Genomic DNA, 18,345 nt, shown 5'->3' with positions numbered 1-18,345 from the left:
AGATGTAGTATTGAAAGTTTATATCGGGGGGCAGTGAGCATGATTTACAAAAACATAGTCTGCCCGGTCTGCGGGGCATCCTGTGACGACATCCAGGTTGAATTCGAAGACGGAAAGATTGAAGCTAAAAATGCATGTAAGATGGGAAATGCCAAATTTCAGGAAGTTGTAAGTTCCCACAGGCTCAGGCAGCCCCTTATTAAGGCTGATGGAAAACTGACACCTGCAGCCTGGGATGAAGCCCTTGAAAGAGCTGCCGATATCCTTGTTTCAGCAAAGCGCCCCTTGCTTTTTATGGGCAGTGAGACTTCCTGTGAAGCACATGAAATAGGGCTCAAGATTGGAGAATACCTTGGTGCAATTGTTGATTCCAATTCTACGATCTGTCACGGGCCAACAGCTATGGGAATCCAAGAAGCCGGGAAAGTCGGTGCAACCGAAGGACAAAAGAAAAACAGGGCCGACCTCTTAATCTATTGGGGAACCAATCCTCTGGAGTCCATGCCAAGACAGATGTCAAGGTACGCTGTTTTTCCGAGAGGTTACTGGACCAAACGCGGACGTTTCGACAGGACAGTTATCACTGTAGACCCGAGAAAAACTCCAACCGCTGAAGCTTCCGACCTGCATGTTCAGCTCAGACCCGGCTCGGATTACGAACTTATCAGTGCACTTATGACCCTGCTTCACGGAAAAACTCCTCATCCCTCAGTAGAAGAGATCACAGGAGTTCCTATCCCTGTTATGGAAGAGATGCTCGATATGATGAAGAACTGCACATTTGGAGCTATCTCAGTGGGTCTCGGGCTTTCCTCATCTATCGGAAAACATAGGAATGCCGAAATTGCAATGAACTTTGTAAAGGAACTGAATAATTTCTCCAAGTTTACCCTTGGAGCTCTCCGTGGTCACTGCAACGTTGCAGGTTTTAACCAGGTAGCTTGCTACATGTATGGCTACCCCTTCGGGCTTGATTTCACACGCGGACACCCACGTTATAATCCAGGAGAGTTTACAACTGTGGACGTGCTGCGAGAAAGAGATGTGGATGCAGCTCTTGTAATGTGTGCTGATCTTGTCTGCCATATCCCTGCAGATTGCGCTTCTTATCTCGCTGAGGTACCCATGGTCTGCCTGGATATCGCTCCCTGCCCGACGGTAGCTGCTTCGGATATTGTGCTCCCTGGAGTCATTGACGCTATGGAATGCGATGGGACTTTCTATAGACTCGATGATGTGGCAGTCCACTTTGAGCCTTTCACGACTTCACCCTTCGAGTTCACGAAGAGCAACGAAGATACCCTGAAGCAGCTGTTTGAAAAGATTAAAGCAAGGAAGTAAATTATTTACCTTTTTTCTTTCTGCATATAAGCTGAAGGAAAAACAATATTAAAGGGTGGGAGTAATTTCGCTCTCACTCTTATTCTCGAAAGTTTAAGGTGGCGATTTAGCTCTTTCGATCCTTTTTAAGTATTGGGCTTGAAGCTTCCATACCCGTTAATTTTGAGATATTATTGCATGATATTTATATTCGTAATACATTGATTTTACAAAAGTAGTTTCAAAATTATATTTATCGGCTATTTTTTTAACTACATTGGGATTGTGGGCAAACCCGAGAATGTCTCTTGGGCGATTATTCAAGCTTGCAGATAATATAACCTTAAACTCAAAACCGATTTTGCGTAAAATATTCCAGATACCTGCATCTTGCGAGAACAACCCTATTTTCCATAATGGATATAATCGAGGGTCCAGTATGTCGAACAACACTATTTTACCATCTTTATTGAGAAAATTCGATGCATTAAAGATAAAGCTATCAATTTCTTGCAATGTCAAATACTGGACCACTCCAGCTGCGGTTATTCGATCAAAGGAGCATTCCAGTTTATCCCAGACAGTTTTGTCATCAGCCTGAATTAACGATATATTCTCACATTTCCGTTCCCTGATTTTTTTGCTTGCTTCGTCAAGCATGGATACGGAAAAATCAACTCCTACGAGCTGTTCATATTCCGGCGCATAGTAAACCAGGAGTTCGCCTGCACCGCATCCAAAATCAAGCAGGGTTTTGCCCCCATCCAGATGGAATAGCTTTTCCTTAGCTTCCATGGAAATAAATTCCTCAGTTGAAGATCTGTGACCACCGTCTCTTCTACCTGCGAAAAACTCTATCCAGAAGTCCTTTAGTTTGGATATGTTTTTTTCGTTCTCCCCAAACATATATTTTATACCCCAAGTCTCGCTATTTATAAATGTTCAACTATAATATCCCCAAAATGATTTATTATTTAGAAGCTTATAAGCTTATTCCGTGATTAAAATGGAATCCTATTGATTTCCTAATAAAGAATATTTTAAGAATTTAGCCTCTTATTTAAACGGTTAGTAAACCTTAATTTTGGATTTTAATGATTCATATCACTTATTTTTCGTATTCCATCTATATTATTAAAAATCTAGCCTCCTCTTTATTTTTCATTCAGAGAAGGCTTATAATTCCTTTATTCAAGCCGTAATTTATATTTATTTCCACTATTTAGGACCTAAATCGAAATTTAGGTCGAAATGAAATAGAATTCTTTAGAAGAACTACTATTCACATTAATTAATGGAAAAAAAGAAATAATCTCTAGTTTGATAGTGAATTTAAGAGAACTTGGTTAAACAGATTCCAAAATTATGTTATTTTTTCAAAGTTCCAACAACAGGAAAACCCTTTATGATTTCAGGCCTGTGTGGTGACTTATTCATTTCTTCAGTGAGATCCTTCCCTGCATTGTGTCCATTATGAGTGCCATTTTTCCAAAGATCACTATCAGAGACATCATAGACATTGCCTTGATAGACAACGTATGTCTTCCCATTTTTACCGTTATACTTTGCAAGTTCTTCAAGTGTATATTCTTTCATTTCCGATTTATTGGTCACTTTCTGCATTTCAGTTGTATTTTGTCTTTCAATTGCCTTTTCTCCAGTTGCATTTCCTCCAGTTGGAGTAACCGCTTCAGTATGAGTGATTTCTGTAACAGGAGTTTCCTTTACAGCTTCAGTTATAGCTTCAACTGGAGTTACAGCCTGTTCTGGGGTTCCTGTTTCATTTGGAGCTTTCTCTTTCTGACCAGCGCATCCTATTGCGAGGAACATACCAAACAACACTATCAATATAATCAGTATTTTTCTCACTATTTTACCCCCTACAATATAGCCTACAATATAGTGTTGTATCCTGAAATGATTTCGCAGATTCAAAACCAGTTGGAAGTTCAACGACGTGAAAGTTAAACATCGAGGGAACTCCAATTTTATTTTTGGTATGTGCCAAAAATTCTGTAACATTAATTGAGGATAATCTTAGTATCATCTGTTATCTTTTCATCATGCTAACTAATCACTTTGTTTAAGGCGATCACTTTTTATAATTTAAGAAGATTTTCTTTGTGTTACCATGCTGCTCTTTGGACATATTGGTATTACACTTGGGATATTTTTTGTATTCTCATATATTGCACCACGGTTAAAGACTATCATAGACAGAAGGTATCTCGTTATTGGAGCCCTTTTGCCTGATTTGATAGATAAACCATTAGGAATGATCGTCTTTGCATCAATCATTTCAAATGGGCGCATGATAAGTCATACATTATTATTTTCTATTACTCTCTGCCTAATAGGTTTATACTTCTATGATAAAAGAAGCGATATCGTAATTATTACTCTTGCTTCAGGTTCTTTTTTCCATCTTATGGAAGATCAGATGTGGAATACGCCAAAAACCTTATTCTGGCCCCTACTTGGATGGAGTTTTCCAAAAGATAACATTGCTGATGGGATCGCATTTTTATTAATGCTACTCAAAGAATCTTTCATGATTAACTTTCCAAAAGATTTTATTCCTGAGATAATAGGAATGATGGTAATAGTTATTTTTACTTTAAATTGGTTAAAAAACAAATTGAGCAAAACAAACTCTAAAGATGAGGGAATAAAAAAAGAGATTACTAAAAAACCGCCTATAGAAACAACCGTGTTTTATATCATAGGTTTCCTAGTGTTTGGACTACTTTCTGTAAGAGCCATTATAGCACTTTAAGATTTTAACTGAGACTTATGGAATACATAAGATCTAAAACTTTTAAGCTTTTTTATTCATAATCGTGAGTACATACTCGTATTCCCTCATTGAGTCAGCCATACGGAGAGCAACAGGTCAGAAAAAGCAGTATTTTTCATCTAAAACAACTGCATTTATTTGAATATCCAAGCTTTTAGCTATTGAAATATTATATGAAAGAGCTCATCCCAAAGTAAATTTTTATCCCTTAATCCGTAAATTTTCAGAACTATTTTCATAATCAGAAAATCGATTGATTATTTTGAATCTGGACTTTGGGAAGTTATATTGAGTTTTGGTATCAGCTCGATATATAATTGTAATAAAAGAAAATTAAAAGTTTCACCAACTTTGGGATAATCCGGCGTATTATGATAGCTTTTTTAGCAAATTGTAGCTGAGATAAGCAGAAATAAAAGTATTTTTAAAATTCTCGTTTTAAGAAGACAAAGACAAAATTAGAAAATTTAAAAAGTATTTTATGCTCTGCTACTGTCTTACTTAAACAAATCATGCAGTTAAGCTTTGAGATCAGTAGTATAAAAATCCGGTCTCCTTATTTATATATTTCTTAGAATAAACTCGAAGCTGCTTGATTTTAAGATTAATTTAAGACAATGATAGAAGTTAGAATTATTAAGTAACTGATAAGGTCTGATTAAAATGCTCAAAAGAAGGAATATTGGCAAATGGCTGATACTTATCATTTGTGTTTCTCTTTTTTTATGTGGTTCTGCAAGTGCAGATGATAGCGAATTGAACGATTCCAAATCTAATGAGATCTCTGAACCTTATATAAAGGAATTTGCAAATGATTCCTCATTCATAGCATATAGAGGAACCTTACCAGAAACAGTTGATCAGAAGTGGAAAAATTCAATTGCAGATTGCTGGTTAAATCTTACCCGGATGGGGCCGTCATATTCCGAATTTGACAGTTCTATAAAAAGCGTTGCTGCCAGTAACGTAATAATAATTGAATTGAGCTCTGCATATAAAGGAAAAGTAGACGACTCCAGAATTGACGAAATATATCAGAAAATTAATGATTACTGCGAACAGCAGGAAGGTATAAGTGAAGTACCTGTGGTCTTTATGTGGGCACAGGATGAGGGGAATCTCTCGCTACCGGATTATGGCCCTCAGATTTTTGAGGAAATTAAAAATGAGTCCGGGTTTATAGCCACTCGAGGAAAGATGCCTGTTATTACAGACGCTGATAAAAAAGTGGAATGGGAAGAGACAGCAGGTAAGTGTATTCATAGTTTCAGAGCTGAACTTGGTCATTATACGTTAGAAAACGGTGGACCAGTGGTTAGTTATGGTTATAACTATAGGGGATACATATTTGTGGATTTTGATAAAAAATCTCATGAAAACGTTAATGAGTCAATAATTGATGAAATTTATCTAATAATTGACGAGCACTGTAAACAAGAAGGCGTAAGTGAAGCACCAGTAGTTTTTGAATGGGGAGAAGTTCCAACAATAGCTGAAGGACTTTTACCAGCAGATGAGATATCAGATATGAATATATCAGATATGAATAAAAGTGATGGGGTCAACTTATCAGGCAATGACAAGGAGATTGCTGGTAATAAAACAACCAATCAAATGCCTGGCTTTACTTCAATAATGGTCATTTTGGGACTTTTATCATTACTGATTTTCAAGCGTTCAACATAAATTAGCACATTTCACGGTAGCATATTTCACGGTTATCAATACATAGGGACTCCCTCTGAATGTAAGAACCGTAAATGAAGAAACGTGGAAGAGTAGATAAGCTCAGAAAAAAGTGTAGCCTTATAAGGCTACAAGAATAGTTTTTTAGTCAATTATTACTGCGAATCTATCATAGGAGTTAGCTGACCTCCATCGCTCAAAGTATAAGTTTTGCCTTCAAGCCAGCTGTTTGTACTGGAATTTGAGTCATAATATATGGTATTTCCATTGTCCTTGATATTAGACAATGTGGAATTTTCATCTGTGAAATTTGTCAGGTATGAAGTTCCTGTCACATCCCAGTTGCTTGTTGAATCCAGGGTCAGATTCATTGAATTTGCCGTATTGTTTGCATTGATTGCTCCGGTCAGGGTAGTGTTGTTTTTCAATATGGCGGCAACTGAGCTGATAGTATCACAGGTAATATTACCCAAGAGAGTTTCATTTTCTGCCTTAAAGGTCACAACACCTCCGTTTGATCCTGTATTGCCCCACCTATCGGCACTGGCTGTCAAAAGAGTACCTGATGCTGAACTCAAATTCGCATCTTTTACCTCTATTGTGGATTGTGTGTTTGTAATATAGAAGAGAGGACCTACTGCCGCCTTGAGTGAGCCTCCGTTCATCGTAAAGCTGCTGGTGCCTACTTCGGCATCGCCGGAAAAGCTCTGGTAGAGCATGGCTCCGCATTTTTTCTCGCCTGAAATGGTGACATTCGCCAAAGATATGGAGTTCTTTCCTTCTATTACAGCAGTCTCTGATCCTGTAGCCGAAATTGTGGAATTAGAAACCGTAATATTGCCTGTAGAATAGATTCCTGGAGAACCTTCTCCGGCTGTGTTCATGGTCCCGCCTGTAACAGTAATATTTCCATTTCCACGGTCCGTTGCAATGGCTGCACAGTGTTGCCCGGCAGTAGTGATATTTACGTCTTTACAGGTTATGTTACCTGTCTGGGTTGCATCCACACCCCGGGAGCCATCAGCAGAAGTATTGATCGTGACATTGGACAGAGTTACCGAAGAACCCGATCCCGTAGCAAAAACACCGTTGGCGCCATTGGCGTTTGTAGTTACTGTACAGTTGGGGAGCTCTATTGCACTTCCGGACTCTGCCAGTACACCAGCATTGAGGCCGTAAAAGTCGCTGTTCTCATTCGAAGAGGTGTTTCCTGTCTTTTTCACAGTCGAATTTGAAAGAGTGAAAATACCGCCATTGGTAACTTTGATTCCGTTTTCATCGGTATTAGATGCAGTAAAAGCCTGGTTTGATCTGGTCTCAGTTCCTCCGCTCTGTGTATACGCTTCACTTGCCGTAGAAGTAGTATTAGTCGTGTCATTGGTTGTATCTGTCGTAGCTTTGTTCGAAGTTTCCGATCCGGACACGCACCCACAAGCTGCCAGAGTAATCAAACTGGCTACCAGTACCAGTGTGACTATGCCTCGAAATTTAAAGTTTCTGTTCATTTTTATCTCCTTTATTCAAGCCTATAGCTGTATGCCCGTTAAATTACTAGAAAAAGAGATAAAGATACTTGCAGAACAGGAGTTTAGAAATGAGCTTATTTTAAATTTAAAGGTTAATTATATAACTTTTTAAGAAATAAAGCTTAATTTCTATATATAAACCTTAATATGTTTGCTTTAAAGCTTTATTTTGTGTGATATAGTCAAAAATTGATTGATTATTCAATATAGTTCAGGAAACAATTTGAGTTTCAGGAAAGTACGACACCCGAGTTTCGTTTGGGATCGCAGGAAATCGGAAATTTCCTGGAGTTGAACTTGCAAATACAACAGCACGAAATCTTCTTTACTTCGCTTAAGAGAACTTATTCTTGTTTTCATTTTTACTTCTGAACGCAACCTTTTTTCCGCAGTACTGATGCAGTTTTTTCGGCAGAATTGCGGCTCTTGCAGTGCGCTGTCCGTTTCGCTTCGCTCAAGCAGACTTATTTTTGATTTATTTGTTTTTTCTAAATGCCACCTTCTCCCCACAGTACTTGTGAAGTTTTTTCGTTCCTCCTGCTTCGCTGACAATGGTAAGCATAGTCATGGGATCAAAGATTTGGGTTCCCATTACTGCAGTAATCCCTCTCTCAAAAAACGGGCCCGGATAAAGAGGTGTGCTTGGGCCGAGCAGGACAACTTCCCTTGCTGCACCCCGGAAGGAAAGGAGTTCATCGAAAGTCCTGTTGGCGAGAGTACTTGCACTGAGAATTATTACATCCGATGTGTGGAAAACTTCTCTGGCTTTTTCCGAAGGCAGAGTCCGGGTTTCAGGAAATTCGATTTCACGCTTTTCGAGGACTGTGAGTTTATTTGTTATTTTCAAGATTTTAGGGACAAGAGGGCCAAAATAGCCTACCATTGCAACCCTGTCTTCTGGTTTTATAAGGTCAAGGATATCTATGTTTGATGTAGGGAAGTTTTCAGGTTTGATATCCCGCAGCATGTGGGAAAGCGCATTTACAGTTGCAATCCCAACTGCAGCTTCAAGAGGATTTTCCGACAGGACAAGTTCAAGCAATTTATCCACAGTTTTACCTTTCAGAGATCCCGCAAACCTGAGAGCAGGACAGCCTGAAAACTCATAGAGGGGAGTGCAGGCAACACCCCCATAGTTTTCGGAAAGCAAGACTCCGGTATAGGCGAGCCCTATCCTGACATCCTTTACTTCTATTTCCCTAAGAGCAGAGCCCAGGTCATTTTTGAGCGCATTCACCAAGGCGGGCAGGATTTCAGCTTCTTCTTTTTTCCTGCCCCCTTTATTTCCTTCACCTTTCAGTCCATTTTTTTCCTTTTTTTCTTCGTTTTCCGGGAATGTTCTTTTTTTGGGATATCCTGTTTCTGGCATGCTGCTACCTTTTTACTTTTTATCTCATTTTATATTCTTTCGATTTTCGTCGTGAAGTCAAAGGGATTTGCGTAATAGGGAGCGCTTATAACGATAATGTCTACAAAAGGAGCATATTCAGGGATCCGGGATGCTTCGATTCCTCCCACTGCAAGTTCAAGCTTAGGATTGAGTTTCTTAAGTTCGGGCCCGAGATCCCGCAGTTCTTCCGGAGAAAGGTGATCAAGGAGCATAATATCCGACATTCCGACATATTTAAATGCTTCTTCCCTTGATCTGGGCTCGATTTCGATCTTTTTCATGGCCCTGAGTTTTCCAAGTTCTCCGGCAACTTCCAGGTGGTTCTGGCTGATCTGGATGGAATCGCTGAGGGAGTTTCTATGGATGTCTCCTCCACCTGCACGGATAGCTTTAAGCTCAAATATCCGCGATCCTGGGTGGGTCTTCCGGCTTGTTGCAATGATAAGGTCAGGGTTTACCTTTCGGCCTGCGCTTACCATAGAGGCTGTTTTCGTGGCAATTGCACACATGAGGGTGAGGAAAGTCTGGGAGACCCTCCAGAACCGGAACAGGAGTTTAAGGTCTCCTTCAGCTTCGAAAATTGCATCCCCTGGCTTGAAAATTTCTCCATCTCGAAGATAACTTGAGATTTTCAGGCTTTTTCTTTCATAATACTCTGCCAGGTCGCCGGCGCAGGCACAGATACCGCTTTCTCTTGAGATAATCCTCAATTTTCCCCTGCCTTCAAGCTTGAGCAGTTCTGCGCTTTCATCCTGATAGGGACAGTCTTCGTAAAAATAAAGCTCAAAAGGATCTATCATATTTTGCCTCAAAGATTTCCTTCATAAATTTCTTGCTTTTATGTTTCAGTTTTCTTTGCTGTCGGTTTATCATATCAATCTTGTATCAATCTCTTACTCCCGGCGTATGTTAGCTTTACTTCTAGCTCTGTAAAATTTTATTCCTGATTACTTTCCTCTTATTATCCTGACATTTGCAGCTTTGAACAAGTGCAAGCTCCGTTTTCCGAACTATTCTTTTCCGAACTCTTAATGGCTGCTGGGAAAATCCTTAGATCCATACTCTTGTATGGAATTCTTACGATATGTCTGAACATACATAACGGTTAATATAGGTTTTTATAAAAGTACAGTGTGAGAATATTAATAAGAATAGTAGAAAGGTTCAAGCTGCTTTCCAATCCCAAGATTAAAAAAAAGAAAAAAAGCGTTTTTCCCTTATATTTAAAGATCAAGTATTCTATGCCTGTACTTTTCCAATTCTTCAGTTCCTTTTTCCCTAGACATACTGCTTGCTTCGTAAATTATGTAGGACGGAAGCACCTTCATTCCCATATATTCAAAAATACAATGGGTTATTGATTCCAGGTGCTTATTCAGGTCTCCATGAGCTCCTCCCTCAGAATACATCGCTTTTGGAGCTCCGGTAGTTGTAACAAGCATTGCAGACTTTCCTTTAAACAGCCCTGTGTCATAAGCACTGTTTGTAACCGGATTAAATCCAAATCCCGGAGCTAGGACGCGGTCGATCCATCCTTTCATTATAGCGGGCATAGAAGTGAAAAAAATCGGAAACTGGAAAATCAGAAGGTCAGCCCATTTTACTTTTTCCATCTCTTCTTTAATATCAGGCGCAAAAGCTCCTGTTTTAGAGGCATGGATCGCCTCAAAGAAAGGCTTGAAAACCTCCAAATTTTTTCGTTCAGGAAAATCCGAAGCTTTCAGGATAGGGTCAAACTTCATTGCATAAAGGTCGGAGAGCTTTACTTCGTGCCCCTTCTCCCGCAGGGCAACAAGGGCTGTATCCTTTAAAGCGCCGTTAAAAGATTTCGGTTCCGGGTGTGCATAAACATAAAGAACTTTCATTCCATTCCCCCAAATTCTATTTATGAAATTCATTTTCCGAAATAAAAAAGTAAGGTTGCTTAACTTTTGAGGCGGCAGGAAACGAAAAACTATGCCTCTTAAGTCTATAGAATAAGCTAAATTATGAACTAAGCCAAAGTTAGTCCGCTTGAGCGAACAAAGTAAGCGAAACAGACAGCATACTGTAGAGCCGCAATTTTGCTGAAAAGAGCACCGTCCTCCCGAGAAGGGACTCGGATTTTAGAGAAGTCCTTTAGTGCTCTTTATCTCTTTACCTTCGATTTTTACAGCTCGTTTCAAAGCATAGGCAAAAGCCTTGAAAAGAGCTTCAATCTTGTGATGGTCGTTATCGCCATATACGCTCGCATGGATAGTAATTTTTGCATTTGAAGCCAGCGTTTCGAAGAAGTGTTTTACAAGCTGGGTACTGAATTGTCCCACCTGAGGAGCTGCAAACTCGGCTTTCAGGACAAGATAGCTGCGTCCACCTACATCCAGGGCAACCTCGGCAAGGGCTTCGTCCATTGGAATTCTAGCTTCCCCAAAGCGGGCAATTCCTGACATATCTCCAAGCGCTTCTGCAAGCACTTTTCCGAGAACTATCCCTGTGTCTTCCACAAGGTGATGCTCGTCCACGTACAGGTCACCGTTCGCACGTACCTTAAGGTCAAATTCTGCATGCCTTGCAAAAGAAGTAAGCATATGGTCAAAAAACCCGATCCCTGTATTGATATCGGCAATCCCTGTGCCGTCAAGGTTTAGTTCAAGCTGAATATCGGTTTCCTTTGTTTTGCGGGACATTTTGCCTGTTCTCATAGAGCATCACTCATACAGCATCACATTCTCTTAATCAAAGTCTCTTTAAGCACATTCTCTTTAAATTTATATATAATTTGCATCCTGCTGTCCTCCCTGCTGATATAAGGCCCATGTTTTTTCGAGAAATTGAGGAAATGAAGTTATGCCGAATGGCTCTACCATGAAAAATAGGCTCTTATCATCTAGGATTGCCTCAGTTATATCGTGATTGGTTTAATCATGCAGGATTGTTTCAATTGCTTCTTCAAGTGTGAACCTGCCTGTGTAGAGGGCACTGCCTACCACAACTCCTGCTGCCCCGGTTTTTTTCAGAACTTGCAGGTCTTGAAGAGAACTTACTCCCCCGGATGCAATTACAGGAACACTGACTGATTCCACAAGTTCTTTTGTAGGGACAGGATTTACTCCCTGCATAAGACCTTCAGTATCTATATTTGTAAAAAGCAGGCTGCCTGAACCCAGTTTTTCAAACTTTCTCCCCATTTCTACAGGAGTTTGTGCGCATTCCTCAGTCCAGCCTTTGATCGAGATTTTCCCGTTTTTTGCATCCAGAGCAACGGTCACACGTTCGTTTCCAAAGGCACTGGAGAGTTGTTTTACGAGTTCGGGGTTCTGGAGCGCAGCCGTTCCTAGAATTACCCTCGAAACCCCAAGCTCAAGCAGAGAAGCTGCATCCTCAAAGCTCCGAATGCCTCCTCCAACCTGAATCCGAACCCCTTTTTCCCGGCATGCACTGACTATTTTTTCAATAATAGGAGAGTTTTTGCGCTCTCCTTCAATTGCTCCGTCCAGATCTACCAAGTGCAGGGTCTTTGCCCCTTTTCTAACCCAATCAAGGGCAACTTCAACAGGGTCGTCAAGGGATACAATTTCACTGCCAGGTACTCCCTGCACAAGCTGAACACACTTTCCGCCCCTCATATCCACTGCAGGAATCACTTCAAAAACCAAAGTCACATCTCCGGCACGTCTTTGAGAAATCTCCTTCTATTTATCTTACCTGAATATAATTTCCGGTTTTTCCCTTTCAGGGCATTATTCTTTCGATAGGTACGACAAGAACGTCCCGTGCACCAACTCTCTTCAGCTTATTTACAATGGTAAAAATCAGGTCTGCGTCCACAACAGCATGAACTGCAAGGATGGATTCTCCGGACAATTTGCTGGATTCAACCTTCATAACCGTTGGACCTGACATTCCTGGCAGGACCTCTTTTACTGCCTGAAGGGAAGACTCGGGAACATTCATCATAAGATAACGCCGATGCTTTGCATTGAGCACGCTTTCAAGAGCAGTTTTGATATCCAGAATTTTTTCCTTCGTCTTGAGGCTTTCTTTATTTGCGATCAGATAGACTGTAGAAGAAAAAACGGTATCAATAGGCTTTAAATGGTTTATCATCAGAGTGGTTCCGGAGCTTGAGATGTCCACGATTGCATCTGCTATTCCCACATGTGGAGTCATTTCACAGGCTCCGCTGACCTTTATGACCTCAACGTTGACTCCAAGCTTTTTGAAGTAATGGCGTGTGATTTCCGGAAACTCAGTTGCAATCTTTCGGCCTTCAAGGTCCTGCGCTCTCTGGAAATCTGAGTCCTCAGGGACAGCCAGAACAAGGCTAGCTCTTCCGAATTTAAGGTCCAGAAGAGTTTCAACCTTTGCTCCCCTTTCCGTAATCAGATCTATGCCTGTAATACCTACGTCCGCAGCCCCGTCCTGTACATACTCAGGGATATCAGCTGCTCTGGCAAAGAGGATATGGATATCCGGATCGGTCGTTTTTGCAAAAAGTTTTCGACTCTCGGCCCCTCCACTGATTGGGAGCCCTGCATCCTTGAAAAGGGAGATTGTGGGTTCGTAAAGGCGCCCTTTGTTGGGTATTGCAATGCGAATCATCTACTACGTCCTCTATAAATAATCTGCCGGGAGAGATTTTCCCGGGTAAGCTCATCAAAGTAAAAACGTTTATCCAGAATACTCTAGTATGATATAGACTTCACGGTAAGATCTCATTGAAGTTTTTTCCTTTAAGAAAGGCAGGTCCATAGATAAAAAGCCCACTCATTACGAATTAATTATGAGAAACAATCAGTAAACTTTTAATTTAAAGATAAGAAAATCGATATTTAGAAAGTGGCTTTTAGAGAGGATATTACTTCCAGTAATTAAGGTATAGGAAAAATTATATAGTTAGAGTAATTTAATAAGAATTGTTTTGAGTTATATATATAATATTATAATGTCATACCAATAGAGGAATTGATTAGAACATAATCAGAATAGAATTGCTAAGTATAGCAGACTGATGGTACAACTGACCGAAAAATAGTAAATCTATAACATTAACATTTAATAATAAAAACTATTATCGATTTTGAAAAAAGAGGATCCAAATGGCCCGGAATATCAAAGTGGAAGAGCTCTTCCAAACCCCCATTGAGAAGCAGAGGATAGAGCTTGTAGAACGCAAAGGGATAGGGCATCCTGATAGTATATCGGACGGACTGGCCGAAGCCGTAAGTCGCGCACTATGCAGGGAATACATAAGCAAATGTGGAGCTGTACTCCACCATAATACCGACGAAACCCAGATTGTAGCTGGCAGATCCAGCCCCAAGTTCGGGGGCGGAGAAATACTCCAGCCCATATATATTCTGCTTGTAGGCAGGGCAACAAAGGAATTTGAAGGGGTCGAGCTCGCTACCGAGTCTGTGGCCCTACAAGCTGCCAGACGATATCTTAAGAATACCCTTGTAAATATGGATCTCGAGAGAGATGTCATCATGGACTGCAAACTCGGGACAGGATCTTCAGACCTCAGGGATGTCTTCAAAAGAGACAGGGTTCCGATGGCAAATGATACCTCATTCGGCGTTGGGCATGCTCCATTTTCTGAGCTTGAAAACCTCGTATATAATACCGAAAGGCAACTGCTCACAGATCTTAAGTCACGTATGCCTGCAATCGGAGAAGATATGAAGGTCATGGGACTCAGGGATGGGGAGGATATAACCCTTACAATATGCAGCGGAATGATAGGTAGGTATATCGACGACCTGGACAGCTATATAAATATGACCCAGGAAATGCAGACTTATGTTGAGGAGCTCGCAACCAGATATACTGAGCGCAATGTGAAAGTCTGCATCAACACCGGAGATAACCTGAAAACCGGCTCTGTTTTCCTTACAGTTACAGGCACTTCAGCTGAAATGGGGGATGACGGCTCGGTAGGGCGCGGAAACCGCTGCAATGGGTTGATCACGCCAAACAGGCCTATGAGTATGGAGGCAACCAGTGGAAAGAACCCGATTAACCACATAGGCAAAATCTATAACCTCCTCTCAACCCAGATGGCTCGAGATATTGTAAAGCAGGTTCCGGAAGTCCAGGATGTTTATATCAGGCTGCTTTCCCAGATCGGAAAACCAATTGACCAGCCACTCGTAGCAAGTGCACAGATAATCCCCAAGGAAGGCACTTCTTTTGCTAAAGTCAAAGCCGAAGCTGAAGTTGTTATGGATGACTGGCTTTCCAATGTGACAAAGATTACTGAAATGGTAATTAAAGGAGAATTGAACACTTTCTAAACAAGGCAGATATTGCTGAGAAGAACCTTCAGGTTCTTTTCATAATGCTTTTTTCATAATACTTTTATTGTAACTATTTTTGACTTTAGTTTATTCTTAATGAGAAACTACTCAGCTATAGTTTGAAACTACTCATTTTTAGTTCGAAGCTGATTACCTTCAATTTGAAACTGATTACTTTCGATGAAAAGCTGGTTATTTTTGAGGAGCTCAATACTGTAAACGAGAGACTGTATTTAATAAACAGCCTCATAAGAGAGACAGGACAAGAGTTACAGATTATTTCGAAATCAGGCAGAGTAGAAAACCGGAGAGTAATATCGAGCTATGAAAATACTCCTGAGAACTCTTCAGAATCAGGAGTAAAATAGACTATGGAACGAATATACATATGACGAAATTACATAAAGCTGTCCTTATAGGCCATATCCAGCGTAAAACATATATACCTTTACCATATATGAGATGGTGCACTCAAGTAGTGCGACAGTGGAATAATATACATTATCCCGCCTTAACTCAGTGGTAGAGTGCGCGGCTGTAGTTCGGCTCGTGCGGGGAAAATTCCCCGTACATTTCCGCGCAGGCACCGCGATGTCCCCGGTTCGAGTCTGGGAGGCGGGACCTGAAACAATTTCCAGAACCGAAAAACTTCAACGGGAACATTTATATATAAAAAAAGCATTTATGTTTTGCTCGCAATGCGGGTGGAAAAACAATAGCAAAAGGCACTGAAGTGTCCGGATAGTGTAGAGGCCTATCATGGAGCCCTGTCGAGGCTCCGACTCGGGTTCGAATCCCGGTCCGGGCGTTTCCAATTAAAGCTCGAACTACTAATCGAGCGAAAACCTTTTTTGAGATATTTTTGACCTTGTTACTTTTAGATATATATTATACATTTTTTGGATAATCTGTAGTATTCATCGTCTACGAGGTTTCTGTCTTTCTTGTCGTATCCATTCCATACTTTCTTCATATAATCTGTGGTATTCGTCGCCTGTGGGACTTTCGTCTTTCTTCAAGCATAGTTGGATAACACTTAACACAACCTGAAGTGTTACCCTCCATAAAAAAAGAAAGAAAATTATGTTTCCAAGATAAAGTATCTCTTCTATCATTTTTTTAATGCTTCCTCTTTTCTGACATAGCCTGTATTACCCGTAAATTGGATAAATAAAAAGGATATAGGTCTCAAAAGAGATAGGTCTCCCGCATCTAACAGTAGAGTTTATTAGATCCACCCTGATTCTTGTGAGTTCTCTTTTGCCTTAACAGATATACTATAGACCTATCTGAGTTTATATATAAGTTTTCATATTCTACGAACAATATTTAAAGTAAACGCAACAGATACAAGAACGGCATAATTAACTCACGGCATAATTAACTCCTGCGAAAGAAGGTAGAATTGGAAGAATGCAAGATGGAAATTGAATCTGTCGTGTCTGACGATTCCCAAGAAGAATTAAATAGCACACAGGAAAAGTTGGAAGATACCAGAGAAAAAATGGAGCTTGAAACCTTTGCTTTTATTGAAGCTACTAAAAAATTCACCTCTGAATGGATTCAAAGAGAAATTGAAATAGCTGTGCACTCTCCAGAAAATGCAGCTTTTCCTGAGAACTTAAGACTTCATAACAAAAAGCACGGGGAATCAAACTTAGACCTGAAGGAGCTAGCTCCCAAAATTTCAGACATTGTAGAAACTCATCTCAACCGTGACGATTACTGGATTCATAGAAATACAATGTTTCAGTCGGATATTTCCAGGGACTACGTGGAGTTTAAAAAGGAAAAAATTCGAAAGGAGTTGAACTCAAGCATTCGAAGAATCCTTGGCTGTGCCACCGAGCTTTTCTGGGAAATAGAGAAAGGAGAACCTGAAAATAAAGCCTGGGTAAAAGAGCTGGGAAGAAGAAAATATGCGTGTTTTCTCAAGTTCTCGGATGAAATGATAGTCTCTCTTAACCATTATTTTGAGTTGCTTGAGAAGCTTTTTGTTCTGAACCATGAAATAAACGAAGAAATCTTACGGATGGAAGGAAAGAAAGCCTGACAATAAGACCTTTATGCACAAAGCTAGAATTACCTTGCATGACCGAACCAGAGTTTAGCATAAAGAAGGCCCTTGAAGAAGCAGGAGCAGATGCCTATCTTATGACAGGGAACCTTCATAATTCGGATATTTATTATGTAACCCGCTTCCTGGCTTCCGACGATTTCGCATACCTGCAAACAGGAGCCGGAGAAGAGATACTTTTTATTTCGGATATGGAAAAGGGGAGGGCAGAAATCGAGTCAAGGGTTTTGACAATAAAGACAACTCAGGATCTGGGGTACAGAGAGAAAATGAAGGAGAAAAAAGATCCATCTATCGCCTACGCAGCCTGCATATCCGAGCTGCTTGCAGGAGAAGGAATTAAGAAAGTTGCAGTGCCTTACGATTTCCCGGTATTTGAATCAAATTACCTCACGGAAGCAGGCTTCTTAATAGTGCCCATAAAAAGTCCATTCAGAAAAATCAGGAGCTTGAAAAAGCCGGAAGAGATTGGAGCCATAAAGTATGCCCAGATGGCCGGAGAAAAGGCTATGGAAGCCGCTATAGCCTTGATAGCAGGGGCAGAAGAAAGGGATGGCTATCTCTATCACGCAGGGGAGATACTGACAGGAGCAAAAGTACTCTCAGTCATAGATCATACTCTGCTTGATTATGGCTGCGAGGCCGAAGAGACTATTGTTTCATGCGACAGGGATACAGCAAATCCCCATGGGACTACGGATGGCCCTCTGAGAGCAAATGCCCCAATTATCCTGGATATTTTCCCGCGAAGCAAAACGAAGCGCTATTTTGCGGACATGACACGTACAGTCCTGCGTGGAGAGGCTTCAAAAGAACTCAAAAAAATGTACGAGACTGTACTTGCAGCCCAGAAAAAAGGGTTTGAGACGGTTAAACCAGGAGTGAAAGCAGCCGATGTGCATAATGCTGTCTGCGACTTTTTCGAAGCGCGTGGCTATGACACTTACCGAAGTGGTGCAAAGGTAGGGTTTATCCACTCAACAGGACATGGGGTAGGCCTCGACGTACATGAACTCCCAGGAGTCGGAGAAAACGGAGTTTTACTTGAGGCAGGCAATGTAATCACTCTGGAACCTGGTCTATACTACCCTGAGATTGGGGGAATACGAATCGAGGATATGGTTCTGGTCACTGAAAATGGATGCGAGAACTTTACAGGGCTAGAAAAGAGATTTGTGTTATAACAGGTTTACAATTTAAAGGATTTATATACTTTGTTTATATTTCAATAACAGTAATTAACCTGCTCAAATCGAAGATAATCTGTTCAA

Annotated in this window: 16 protein-coding genes and 2 tRNA genes; 9 read left to right on the top strand and 9 right to left on the bottom strand. The window is 40.6% G+C overall.

What is annotated here, in order from left to right; genetic code table 11:
* The first annotated feature begins 39 nt into the window (after positions 1–39).
* Positions 40–1,341, top strand: coding sequence for a formylmethanofuran dehydrogenase subunit B (locus BP621_RS15485; protein WP_292391500.1), 1,302 nt, complete (start codon positions 40–42; stop codon positions 1,339–1,341).
* 156 nt (positions 1,342–1,497) lie between these two features.
* Here the strand turns inward: BP621_RS15485 and BP621_RS15480 are convergent, their stop codons facing one another.
* Entirely contained in the window at positions 1,498–2,226 is a 729-nt protein-coding gene (locus BP621_RS15480) for a class I SAM-dependent methyltransferase (protein WP_292391499.1), read from the bottom strand.
* 462 nt (positions 2,227–2,688) lie between these two features.
* Positions 2,689–3,189 (bottom strand): cytochrome b5 domain-containing protein, encoded by a 501-nt coding sequence (locus tag BP621_RS17130; RefSeq protein WP_349682089.1) that lies wholly within the window; start codon positions 3,187–3,189, stop codon positions 2,689–2,691.
* Between the two features lie 262 nt (positions 3,190–3,451).
* Here BP621_RS17130 and BP621_RS15470 point away from each other — a divergent pair, with 262 nt between their 5' ends.
* The gene (locus BP621_RS15470) at positions 3,452–4,096 is read left to right on the top strand and encodes a metal-dependent hydrolase (RefSeq protein WP_292391497.1); all 645 of its coding nucleotides are present in this window, start codon (positions 3,452–3,454) and stop codon (positions 4,094–4,096) included.
* Positions 4,097–4,780: 684 nt separating this feature from the next.
* On the top strand, positions 4,781–5,803 hold the full coding sequence (locus tag BP621_RS15465; RefSeq protein WP_292391496.1) for a hypothetical protein: 1,023 nt from the start codon (positions 4,781–4,783) through the stop codon (positions 5,801–5,803).
* Between the two features lie 155 nt (positions 5,804–5,958).
* On the opposite strand, the gene BP621_RS15460 is transcribed toward BP621_RS15465, so the two are convergent.
* The 7 genes from BP621_RS15460 to hisG form a co-directional block, all read right to left on the bottom strand.
* The gene (locus BP621_RS15460; protein WP_292391494.1) at positions 5,959–7,308 is read right to left on the bottom strand and encodes a hypothetical protein; all 1,350 of its coding nucleotides are present in this window, start codon (positions 7,306–7,308) and stop codon (positions 5,959–5,961) included.
* Between the two features lie 496 nt (positions 7,309–7,804).
* Positions 7,805–8,698 (bottom strand): Rossmann-like domain-containing protein, encoded by an 894-nt coding sequence (locus tag BP621_RS15455; RefSeq protein WP_292391493.1) that lies wholly within the window; start codon positions 8,696–8,698, stop codon positions 7,805–7,807.
* A gap of 29 nt (positions 8,699–8,727) precedes the next feature.
* Positions 8,728–9,519, bottom strand: a complete 792-nt coding sequence (locus BP621_RS15450) for a nicotinate-nucleotide pyrophosphorylase (protein WP_292391492.1) — start codon at positions 9,517–9,519, stop codon at positions 8,728–8,730.
* 423 nt (positions 9,520–9,942) lie between these two features.
* Positions 9,943–10,584: an NAD(P)H-dependent oxidoreductase gene (locus tag BP621_RS15445; RefSeq protein WP_292391491.1), complete on the bottom strand. Its 642-nt coding sequence runs from the start codon at positions 10,582–10,584 to the stop codon at positions 9,943–9,945.
* 240 nt (positions 10,585–10,824) lie between these two features.
* Complete coding sequence (gene hisB / locus BP621_RS15440) at positions 10,825–11,400, bottom strand: imidazoleglycerol-phosphate dehydratase HisB (RefSeq protein ID WP_292391489.1); 576 nt, start codon at positions 11,398–11,400, stop codon at positions 10,825–10,827.
* A gap of 216 nt (positions 11,401–11,616) precedes the next feature.
* Complete coding sequence (gene hisA, locus BP621_RS15435; RefSeq protein WP_292391488.1) at positions 11,617–12,354, bottom strand: 1-(5-phosphoribosyl)-5-[(5-phosphoribosylamino)methylideneamino]imidazole-4-carboxamide isomerase; 738 nt, start codon at positions 12,352–12,354, stop codon at positions 11,617–11,619.
* 76 nt (positions 12,355–12,430) lie between these two features.
* A complete protein-coding gene (hisG, locus tag BP621_RS15430) occupies positions 12,431–13,300 on the bottom strand; it encodes an ATP phosphoribosyltransferase (RefSeq protein WP_292391486.1) in 870 nt (289 codons plus the stop codon).
* Between the two features lie 497 nt (positions 13,301–13,797).
* On the opposite strand from hisG, the gene BP621_RS15425 reads away from it, so the two are divergent.
* From BP621_RS15425 to BP621_RS15400, 6 genes are all read left to right on the top strand, one after another.
* Positions 13,798–14,994: a methionine adenosyltransferase gene (locus BP621_RS15425; protein WP_292391484.1), complete on the top strand. Its 1,197-nt coding sequence runs from the start codon at positions 13,798–13,800 to the stop codon at positions 14,992–14,994.
* Positions 14,995–15,158: 164 nt separating this feature from the next.
* Entirely contained in the window at positions 15,159–15,365 is a 207-nt protein-coding gene (locus BP621_RS15420) for a hypothetical protein (protein WP_292391483.1), read from the top strand.
* Positions 15,366–15,502: 137 nt separating this feature from the next.
* A tRNA-Tyr gene (locus tag BP621_RS15415) sits at positions 15,503–15,618 on the top strand.
* A gap of 114 nt (positions 15,619–15,732) precedes the next feature.
* Positions 15,733–15,805 (top strand) — tRNA-Asp (locus BP621_RS15410).
* Positions 15,806–16,417: 612 nt separating this feature from the next.
* Positions 16,418–17,050 carry a hypothetical protein gene (locus tag BP621_RS15405; RefSeq protein ID WP_292391481.1) on the top strand — a complete coding sequence of 211 codons (633 nt, stop codon included), beginning with the start codon at positions 16,418–16,420 and terminating at the stop codon, positions 17,048–17,050.
* A gap of 38 nt (positions 17,051–17,088) precedes the next feature.
* Positions 17,089–18,258 (top strand): M24 family metallopeptidase, encoded by a 1,170-nt coding sequence (locus BP621_RS15400; RefSeq protein WP_292391480.1) that lies wholly within the window; start codon positions 17,089–17,091, stop codon positions 18,256–18,258.
* The last annotated feature ends 87 nt before the right edge of the window (positions 18,259–18,345 follow it).

It is taken from the genome of Methanosarcina sp. UBA5, from assembly GCF_002505485.1.
Classification (GTDB): Archaea; Halobacteriota; Methanosarcinia; order Methanosarcinales; family Methanosarcinaceae; genus Methanosarcina.
The sequence above is the reverse complement of the archived record's forward strand: the minus strand, read 5'-3'. Positions and strand labels throughout refer to the sequence as shown.